Origin of the sequence: Mesorhizobium sp. CO1-1-11, assembly GCF_020164995.1 — a bacterium.
Taxonomy (GTDB): Bacteria; Pseudomonadota; Alphaproteobacteria; order Rhizobiales; family Rhizobiaceae; genus Mesorhizobium; species Mesorhizobium australicum.
Window position 1 is genome coordinate 1 of sequence record NZ_JAIUHE010000047.1, and the last position, 8,483, is coordinate 8,483.

An 8,483-nucleotide genomic window follows, 5' to 3' on the forward strand; every position below is an offset into this window, starting at 1 on the left:
TCGCTCGACACCTCTCCCCCGGTCGACGGGGGAGAGGAAAGGCGCCGTCGCTCACCCCGCCAGCCGGCTTACCATTTCATGCTGGGCATAGGCGCGGCCGAAGCGGTTGGCGAGGAAGGCATCGAGCGCGATTTCCTCCTGCTTGACGAAGCCGGTCGCCGGCAGCGATCCGTCAGCCAGCATGTCGAGCACGGCGCAGATGCCCGACGCGGTGGTGATCTGGATGGCGCTGCGGACCGTCTGGCCGATGCGCCGGGAATAGATCTTGTTGGCGTAGGTCTCCTGCAGCAGGCGGCCGTTCCTGCGGCCCGAGACGGTGACGAAGACGATGACCACGTCCTGCAGCGTCGCCGGCAGGGCGCTTTCGAAAATATCCTTCAGCACGTCGCGGCGGTGGCGCAGCCCAAGGTCGTTGAGCAGCGCCTTCATGATCGCGGCGTGGCCGGGATAACGGATGGTGCGGTAGTTCAGCGTGCGTACCTTGCCCTTCAGCGTCTCGGCCAAGGTGCCCAGTCCACCGGAGGTGTTGAACGCCTCGTAGGTGACGCCGTCGAGCGAAAACTCCTCGCGCTCCTCCAGCGGCGGCACTTCGACCAGCTCGCCCTCGACGATCGCCTCGCAAGGCTCGCAATATTCGTTGATGACGCCGTCGGTGCTCCAGGTCAGATTGTAGTTCAGCGCGTTGGACGGGTATTGCGGCAGCGCGCCGACGCGCATGCGCACGCTCTCCAGCGTGTCGAAGCGGCTGGCGAGGTCGTTGGCGACGATCGAGATGAAGCCGGGCGCCAGCCCGCATTGCGGGATGAAGGCGCTCTTGGCGGAGCGGGCCAGTTCCTTGACGCGCCGGGTTGAGACGACATCCTCGGTGAGATCGAGATAATGCACGCCGGCGCTGGCCGCCGCCTCGGCGATGCGCGTGGTGAGGTGGAAGGGGGCGGCGCTTAGCACCGCGAACTTGCCGGCGAGCGCGGCTTCAAGCGCACCGGGCGCCGCGATGTCGAGTTCCAGCGTCTCGACGCCGGCGGGGACTTCCGCCGCGGCGAGCTGCGCCGCCGAGCGGTCGAGGAGAGTGACCTGATAGTCGCCCGTCGCGGCAAGCATTTCGGCGATGGTCGAGCCGATCTTGCCGGCCCCGACGATAATGATCTTGTTCATGTTCAAATTCCCCTGCGATCTGCGTTTCCCAAAACCATCGCAGCTTGCCTGTCGAAAGGAAGCGTGGAATTCTGCAAAGTGAACCCTATCTTTTATCGATCTGCCGAAAGGCTTCGTCGAAATGCTCAGTGATGCCGAACAAGCCCTGCTCTCGCTGCTGCGCGCCAACGCACGCGCCTCGACGGCGGACCTGGCGCGTCGGCTCGGCGTGTCGCGCACGACGGTGCAAAGCCGGATCGAGCGGCTGGAGCAGCGCGGCATCATCACCGGCTATGGCGTCCGGCTGGCGCCGGACTATGAGCAGGGGCTGGTCAGGGCGCATGTGCTGCTCACCGTCACGCCGAAGCTCGCCGACAAGGTGGTGCGCAGCCTGCAGGCGCTGCCGCCGGTCAGGACGCTGCACTCCGTCAGCGGCAATTTCGACATGATCGTCATCGTCGACGCACCATCGATCCGCGACCTCGACACGCTGCTCGACCAGATCGGCGCCATGGAGGGGGTGGAGCGGACATCGTCGTCGATTATTTTGTCGACACGGATCGACAGGTGAATTGGATCCTCAATCTGGTATTTGCCAGCCCAGGCAATTTTGCCGGCTAACCCCTCGCCAGGGGAAAGCTCACCACCACGGCTAGACCGGGCCGGCAGTCCTCGAGCGCAATGGTCGCGCCGTGCAGCTCGGCGATGGCACGGACAAGGCTGAGGCCGAGGCCGCTGCCGGGGGTCGAGCGGCTGTGGTCCAGCCGGTAGAGACGCTGGAACACTTTTTCGCGCTCGCCGGCGGGAATGCCGGGGCCATTGTCGGCGACGCCGGCAAGCACGCGGCCGTCCCGGCGCGTCACCGAGAGTTGGATGGATGTGCCGGGAGGGCAATGGCGCAGCGCGTTCTCGACCAGATTGGCGAACATCTGCGTCAACAGCTCACGGTCGCCATGAATGCGGTCCGCCGTGTCGCTCAGTTCCTCTGACGACAGCACCTTCCCGTCGTCCTCGGCCACGTCGGCGTAGATATCGGCGATCGTCTCGAGGACCTCGCCGAGAGCGACATCGGTGAAGCGCGCCTTGCGCGCGCCGGCCTCGATCTGGGCGATGCGCAGCAGCGCGTCGAAGGTCTCGTTGATCTGGTGGCCCTCGGCGCGCGCGTCGGCCAGATCGTCGGAGACGTCCTGGCGCCGTGCGGCCTTGTCGGCGGCGCTCTCCAGGATCATCTGCAGGCGGTTGAGCGGCGTCTTCAAATCATGCGCGATGTCGGCGCTGACCTGCTTCATGCCTTCGACCAGCGCCGCCAGCCGGTCGAGCGCGGCGTTGACCTGGCCGGAGACGATGTCGATGTCGTCGTCCTTGCCGGTCAGCGGGATGCGGGTGTCGAGGCGGCCATGCGAAACGTCGACCATCGTGGCGGCAATGCCGTCGAGACGGCGCTGGACACGCGAGGCGAGCAGGGCGCCGCCGGCGACGGCCAGGCCGGTGATGATCAGCGTCGCCCAGCCGAAGCTCATCAGCATGATCGTTTCCAGCTCCTCGGTCTCGGAGAGGCTGAAGGCGATGGTCAAAGTGTTGGCGCCGACCGGACCGGAATAGGCCCGGTATTCGGTGTCCGGCGGCAGGCCCGGCATTTCGGCGCCGAACATCGAGAAACCGTCGGGAAGCCCCGCCGCGGTGAAGTTGCCCGCAATACGGTTGCCGACGGCGTCGGTCAGCGAAAAGAGCTGCTCCTTCCCAGGGCTGCGCGCGGAGTGGTTTTCGACGGTCTCCACCAACTCCCTGAGATCCTTGTCGGCATAGGTCGCGGCGATGACGGCATAGGTCTCGCTGATGGTGTCGTCGAGCTGCTCGGCAAGGTCGGCGCTCATCATCTGGTAGACGATGGCGCCCGCCAGCACGAAGGCCAGCATGAACAGGAAGGCGAACGTCAGGGCAAGCCGGAATGGCGTGCTGCGCAGCAGGCGGGTCCGGGTCACGGTCATCGGAAAGTCGCCGTCATGGGAAGGTCGCGATCACTGGGAGAGCGGCGCGTGCAGGCTGTAGCCGGTGTTGCGGATGGTGTGGATGAGCTGGGTACCGAACGGCTTGTCGACCTTGGTCCGCAAGCGGCTGATATGGGTTTCGACGACGCTGGTCTTAGGGTCGAAGTGGAAATCCCAGACCCGCTCCAGCAGCATGGTGCGGGTGATGACGCGGCCCTCGCCGCGCATCAGCACCTCGAGCAGGCTGAACTCCCTCGGCTGCAGGTCGATCGGCTGGCCCTGCCTGACGACGCGCCGCATGATCAGGTCCATTTCGAGGTCGGCGACCCGCAGAACGGTCTTCTGTTCCTGCGCGGCCGGCCGCCGGCCGAGCGCGTTGATGCGGGCAAGCAGCTCGGAAAAGGCGAAGGGCTTGACCAGATAGTCGTCGCCGCCGGCCTCGAGCCCCTCGACGCGGTCGTCGATGCCGCCGACGGAGGTGAGGAAGATCGCCGGCGTGCGCACGCCGGCGGCGCGGACGGCCTTGACCATCGACAGGCCATCGAGGCCCGGGATCATCCGGTCGGCGACGATCACGTCGTAGCCGCCGCCGGTCGCGGCGAAAAGCCCGTCATGACCATTGCGCAGGAGGTCGCAGACATGGCCGGCCTCGGTCAGGCCGCGCACGATATAGTCCGCCGTCCTGTGGTCGTCCTCGACGAGAAGTAGCCGCATCGCTGTTCCCTGGCTGCCGGTATCGGCGACAGGCTATCACCGGCTCGGGTCCGTTCCTAGGATCGTCGCCAACTGGCCAGGCCTTGCGGCGTCCGACCGCGGTTCACTCCGAGTCCAGCAGCATGTCGTCCATCTCATCGGCATTATTCCTGAGCGTCATGTAGAGAACGAGCGCAATGATGCAGCCGAGGAAGATCAGGCTGGTGAAAATGGTGCCGAAACCGAGGCCGCCATATTCGGCTGGCTGCGACAGCCAATCGCCGAAGGAGGCGCCCAGCGGACGCGTCAGGATATAGGCCAGCCAGAACGCCAGGATGGCGTCCAGGTGGAACAGGTAATAGGCGAGCGCGATAAGCGCGATGACGCCGCCGAACAGCAGGCCCGTGGTCAGGTAGCCCATGTCGAAGGTCTCGGCGACCAGATCGCCGGCGGCGGTGCCCAGCGAGAAGGTGAAGAGGATCGCCAGCCAGTAGAAGATCTCGCGCCTGGTCGTGAAGATGGTGTGGATCGAAAGCGTCCGCTCGCTTGCGTACCAGACCGCGAATGTCGCCGCGAGCACAACGGAAAAGGCGATCGTCGTGGTCTGCAGGCGCACGCCGAAATTGTCGACGAGGTTGTCCGTGATCAACGTGCCGACGACGCTGATCAGCACCACCGCCAGCCAGTAGGCCCACGGCACGTAGCGTTTGTGCGCGAACTGCAGAGCGAGGGCGACGACCAGCACGCCGGTCATGATCAGCGAGGTGACAGTCAAGCCGAGGCCGAGGTTGACGGCGAGATAGTCCGCCGCCGTCTCGCCCATGGTCACCGCCATCAGCTTGACCAGCCAGAAGTCGAGGGTGACGTCCGGCACCCTGTTTTGGCTCGGTGTGGGGTGTGTGTGGGGTGCGAGCATGGCTGATGTCCTCGATGGCGGCGTCGGGTTACTTGCCCATGACCTTCATGGCCTGGGCGAAGAAGTCGTCGGCGCGCTTGTCGTCGTCGGCATTGCAGCGCTCGATGCCCTTGGTCTCCAGTTCCGAGACCTTGGTCTTGTCGGCGGGGCTCAGCTTGGCTGTCGCTTCGGCGGCGCGAAGGGCCTTCAACGTCTCCTCGCAAGGCGCGGTGGCCGCGAAAACGGAGGAAAGCGATCCGCAGAGCGCGAGGGTGGCCAGTGCGGCGGCCAGTGCAATTCTTCTCATGAAACCGTTCCTGTCTCTGTTTAATCGGAGCCGGCCCCTAAATGGCGAACCGGCATCCAACGATAGGGATTTGAGTTCTCGCCAGCCTGTCCGGCGCCATACAAATTCGTAAGGATGGCGGTGGCTGGCCCAAAAGGCCTTTACGAATGCCTCGCGATGCGCTGATAGAGGATGAGCGCCTTGTATCCGCCATCAATGGCGTGCCCCAGTGGCCGGGCCTGCACCAGAGTGCCCAGGAAAACGCGAAAATGACCTACGCTTCCCTCAAGCCGGTTTCACAGGCTTTCGACCAGCGCAAGCGGCTGATATTCATCCGCGTCGCGGCGGCGCTGGCGGTGCTGCTCTTGTTCCTGACCAAGCCGGCGCTCAGCGAAGGCTCGAACGGCCACGAAACGCTCGAATTCTTCGGCTTCTGCCTGGTGCTCGCCTGCGTCGCCGGCCGGCTGTGGAGCATCCTCTATGTCGGCGGCAAGAAGAATGAAGAGCTGGTCTCGACGGGACCATTCTCGATGAGCCAGAACCCGCTCTACTTCTTCTCGACGGTCGGCGCGGTCGGCATCGGCCTGCTCTACGGCTCGCTGGTGGCCGCCGCCGCGCTTGGCGTCGCCAGCTTCCTGATCTTCCGTGTCACGGCGCGCAGGGAGGCCGAATATCTCCTGGGCAAGTTCGGCCCGGCCTACAGCGCCTACATCAAGGCGACACCCCGGTTCTGGCCAAACCCGCTGCTCTACCACGACAATGACGAGCTGCGGTTCTCGACCCGGGCGCTGAGGCGCACCTTTTTCGACGGGCTCTATTTCCTCGCCATCTTCCCCGCCATCGAGCTGATCGAGTATTTCAGGGAGACAGGCGTGCTGTTCCCGGCCTTCATCACGCTGTACTGAGCAGCTCGCCACGGGAATTGGCGCGGCTGATCGGCCATCGCGACTGTCGATGGCCATTCATGGAAATCGAACTAGCTTCCCAGCGGATAAGGCATGTAGCCGACGAAGCCGGCTATCTTCCAGCTCGCGCCGACCTTTCGGCAGAAATACAGTGTCTGCCATTTCAGCCTGTCGACGCTGCCATCCGCCTTGGCGACGCTGCCGTCGAACTTCTTGTGCAGCACGGCGCGGTCGCCGTCGACATCGATGTCGCGCAGATTGGTAACGCGAAACAGCGCCTCGCGCAGCGGCTCGGCGAATTTGGTCGCCGCCGTTTCCTTGGCCTGGCGCAGCCACTCGTCGCGGTAAATCTCCAGCCGCGGGAATTGCAGCCGCCAGGCATCGGCATTGGCCAGGAAATGCGCATGCATGCCGAAGAAGCTTTCGGCGATGAAATCGTACTCGACCATGGCCCAATCCTGGCCGATGAAGGCGTCGATGTCGCGCCGCACCAGCATCTCCCACAGCGCGTGACGGTCGGCGTCGCCGGAAGGGAACGGGTTCTTGTCGAAAGTCATTCTCGGGGTCTCCGGTTTAGCGAGGGCGTCTGTCCGTCGTGGCGTCGAGCCCGTCCGGCAAACGCGCACGATGCAAGCGCTTCTGTAATAAAGCAACACGGATTTCGAACAATGTTGCTTTCCAACAAGGGCCTCTATCGGGATTGCCGCGATCGCGGTAAACCTCGTCGCAAAGCGGGCGCCACCTCGGTGTCCGGCCATGTCATCGGAGGAGGCCGTCCCTTGCCCAAGCAGACTTTCGGAACATCCCACGTGCCGCTGTCGCCGGCCGTGCGGGCCGGCGATTTCGTCTTTGTCTCGGGCCAGGTTCCCGTCGGCGGCGACGGCATCGTGGTCAAGGGCGGCATCACGGAGCAGACCGAGCAGGTGCTTGCCAATGTGAAGGCCGCGCTGGCGCTCGCCGGCTGCTCGATGGACGATGTGGTCAAGACCACCGTCTGGCTCGAGGACGCGCGCGACTTCGGCGCCTTCAACGCTGTCTATGCAAGGCATTTTCCGAAAAATCCGCCGGCCCGCACCACGGTCGAATCGCGGCTGATGATCGACATCAAGATCGAAGTCGAGGCCGTCGCCTACAGACCGGCCTGAGACGGCAATTCGGGCAATCGGAGGTTCCAACAATGCAATTCGACCTCCTCGTGAAGGGCGGACGGCTGATCGACCCGGCGGCCGGCATCGATTCGCCGCGCGATGTCGCCATTGCCAATGGCCGCGTCGCCGCGATCGAGGCCGACATCCCCGCGACCAGCGCCGCCCAGGTGGTGGACGCCACCGGTTGCATCGTGGCACCCGGCCTGGTCGACCTGCACAGCCATGTCTATTGGGGCGGCACTTCGCTCGGTGTCGACGCCGACAGGCTCGCCGCCAAGAGCGGCACCACCACCTTCATCGACGCCGGCAGCGCGGGCGCGGGCAATTTCCTCGGCTTCCGCCGCCATGTCATGGAGCGTTCGAAGGTGCGCATCCTGGCCTATGTCAACATTTCCTTTGCCGGCATTTTCGGCTTCTCGCAGACGGTGTCGGTCGGCGAATGCAGCGATCTCCGTCTCTGCGAGCCGCGCGAGGTGGTGGCGGCGGTGCGCGAGCACGCCGACGTCGTCGTCGGCGTCAAGGTTCGCTCCGGCAAGCATGCCGGCGGCACAAGCGGCATCGCGCCGGTCGACTTGGCGCTGGAGGCCGCCGACAAGGCCGGCCTGCCGCTGATGGCGCATATAGACGAGCCGCCGCCCGGCCGCTCCGAAGTGCTGCCGCGCCTGCGCCGGGGCGACATCCTCACCCACTGCTTCCGGCCCTTCCCCAATGCGCCGGTGTTCGCCTCCGGCACGGTGCGGCCCGACATGCGGCTGGCGCGCGAGCGCGGCGTCATCTTCGATCTCGGCCATGGCATGGGTTCGTTCGACTTCGAGGTCGCCCGCGCCATGCTGGCCGAAGGGCTGGCGCCCGACGTCATCTCGAGCGACGTGCACCTCTACTGCGTCGACGGGCCGGCCTTCGACATACTGGTCTGCATGTCGAAGCTAATGGCCCTCGGCATGCCGCTGGTCGAGGTTCTGCGCGCCGCGACGCAGGCGCCGGCGCGGGCGATCGCGCGGCCCGACCTCGGCACGCTGACGATCGGGACCGCCGGCGACGTCGCCGTGCTGCGGCAGCGGTCAGGCCGCTTCACCTTCGTCGATGCCGTCGGCGCCTCGCTGGTCGCCGACCAGCGGCTGGTGTCGGAAGGCATCGTCGTCGGCGGCATTTGGTGGCCGAACGAGGCGGCCGACGATGTCGGCGAGACCGAGCGCTTCGTGGCCCATGTCGGGCATACGCATGTCGAGGTGGCAGCCAGGCATTTCGGACACCGGCAGGATTAACCGATCTCGAGGCGGCTGCGCGACTGACGAGCGGCTTCCCCCACTCCGTCTCGGCTTCGCCGAGCCACCTCTCCCCCCTCCGGAGGGAGAGGAAGGGAGCCAGCCTGGTTAAGCTCGCGCCTTTCCTCTCCCCCGTCGATCGGGGGAGAGGTGGCGAGCGAAGCTCGAC

Annotated in this window: 10 protein-coding genes; 4 read left to right on the forward strand and 6 right to left on the reverse strand. The window is 65.4% G+C overall.

Annotated features, from left to right (window positions below; all coding sequences use genetic code 11):
- Window positions 1-51 precede the first annotated feature (51 nt).
- Window positions 52-1,155 (reverse strand): saccharopine dehydrogenase family protein, encoded by a 1,104-nt coding sequence (locus LB554_RS29165; RefSeq protein ID WP_224588257.1) that lies wholly within the window; start codon window positions 1,153-1,155, stop codon window positions 52-54.
- A 121-nt stretch (window positions 1,156-1,276) separates the two neighbouring features.
- On the opposite strand from LB554_RS29165, the gene LB554_RS29170 reads away from it, so the two are divergent.
- Window positions 1,277-1,705: an Lrp/AsnC family transcriptional regulator gene (locus LB554_RS29170; protein WP_224588259.1), complete on the forward strand. Its 429-nt coding sequence runs from the start codon at window positions 1,277-1,279 to the stop codon at window positions 1,703-1,705.
- A gap of 46 nt (window positions 1,706-1,751) precedes the next feature.
- Here the strand turns inward: LB554_RS29170 and LB554_RS29175 are convergent, their stop codons facing one another.
- The 4 genes from LB554_RS29175 to LB554_RS29190 all read right to left on the reverse strand — a co-directional run bounded on the left by LB554_RS29175 (window position 1,752) and on the right by LB554_RS29190 (window position 5,017).
- Window positions 1,752-3,122, reverse strand: a complete 1,371-nt coding sequence (locus tag LB554_RS29175) for a sensor histidine kinase (protein ID WP_224588260.1) — start codon at window positions 3,120-3,122, stop codon at window positions 1,752-1,754.
- 30 nt (window positions 3,123-3,152) lie between these two features.
- Window positions 3,153-3,836 (reverse strand): winged helix-turn-helix domain-containing protein, encoded by a 684-nt coding sequence (locus LB554_RS29180; RefSeq protein ID WP_140660379.1) that lies wholly within the window; start codon window positions 3,834-3,836, stop codon window positions 3,153-3,155.
- Between the two features lie 103 nt (window positions 3,837-3,939).
- On the reverse strand, window positions 3,940-4,731 hold the full coding sequence (locus LB554_RS29185) for a hypothetical protein (RefSeq protein WP_224588262.1): 792 nt from the start codon (window positions 4,729-4,731) through the stop codon (window positions 3,940-3,942).
- A gap of 28 nt (window positions 4,732-4,759) precedes the next feature.
- Entirely contained in the window at window positions 4,760-5,017 is a 258-nt protein-coding gene (locus LB554_RS29190) for a hypothetical protein (protein WP_224588264.1), read from the reverse strand.
- Window positions 5,018-5,265: 248 nt separating this feature from the next.
- Here LB554_RS29190 and LB554_RS29195 point away from each other — a divergent pair, with 248 nt between their 5' ends.
- A complete protein-coding gene (locus LB554_RS29195) occupies window positions 5,266-5,901 on the forward strand; it encodes a methyltransferase family protein (RefSeq protein WP_224588265.1) in 636 nt (211 codons plus the stop codon).
- A gap of 71 nt (window positions 5,902-5,972) precedes the next feature.
- Here the strand turns inward: LB554_RS29195 and LB554_RS29200 are convergent, their stop codons facing one another.
- Complete coding sequence (locus tag LB554_RS29200) at window positions 5,973-6,458, reverse strand: hypothetical protein (RefSeq protein WP_224588267.1); 486 nt, start codon at window positions 6,456-6,458, stop codon at window positions 5,973-5,975.
- Between the two features lie 222 nt (window positions 6,459-6,680).
- On the opposite strand from LB554_RS29200, the gene LB554_RS29205 reads away from it, so the two are divergent.
- Both LB554_RS29205 and LB554_RS29210 read left to right on the forward strand, forming a co-directional pair.
- Window positions 6,681-7,046 carry a RidA family protein gene (locus LB554_RS29205; protein ID WP_224588271.1) on the forward strand — a complete coding sequence of 122 codons (366 nt, stop codon included), beginning with the start codon at window positions 6,681-6,683 and terminating at the stop codon, window positions 7,044-7,046.
- Between the two features lie 32 nt (window positions 7,047-7,078).
- The gene (locus LB554_RS29210) at window positions 7,079-8,314 is read left to right on the forward strand and encodes an amidohydrolase/deacetylase family metallohydrolase (protein ID WP_224588272.1); all 1,236 of its coding nucleotides are present in this window, start codon (window positions 7,079-7,081) and stop codon (window positions 8,312-8,314) included.
- Window positions 8,315-8,483: the final 169 nt, after the last annotated feature.

Coding starts and splice junctions, on each gene's coding strand:
- LB554_RS29165 (WP_224588257.1), bottom strand. CDS start 1,155: ATGAACAAGATCATTATCGTCGGGGCCGGCAAGATCGGCTCGACCATC.
- LB554_RS29170 (WP_224588259.1), top strand. CDS start 1,277: ATGCTCAGTGATGCCGAACAAGCCCTGCTCTCGCTGCTGCGCGCCAAC.
- LB554_RS29175 (WP_224588260.1), bottom strand. CDS start 3,122: ATGACCGTGACCCGGACCCGCCTGCTGCGCAGCACGCCATTCCGGCTT.
- LB554_RS29180 (WP_140660379.1), bottom strand. CDS start 3,836: ATGCGGCTACTTCTCGTCGAGGACGACCACAGGACGGCGGACTATATC.
- LB554_RS29185 (WP_224588262.1), bottom strand. CDS start 4,731: ATGCTCGCACCCCACACACACCCCACACCGAGCCAAAACAGGGTGCCG.
- LB554_RS29190 (WP_224588264.1), bottom strand. CDS start 5,017: ATGAGAAGAATTGCACTGGCCGCCGCACTGGCCACCCTCGCGCTCTGC.
- LB554_RS29195 (WP_224588265.1), top strand. CDS start 5,266: ATGACCTACGCTTCCCTCAAGCCGGTTTCACAGGCTTTCGACCAGCGC.
- LB554_RS29200 (WP_224588267.1), bottom strand. CDS start 6,458: ATGACTTTCGACAAGAACCCGTTCCCTTCCGGCGACGCCGACCGTCAC.
- LB554_RS29210 (WP_224588272.1), top strand. CDS start 7,079: ATGCAATTCGACCTCCTCGTGAAGGGCGGACGGCTGATCGACCCGGCG.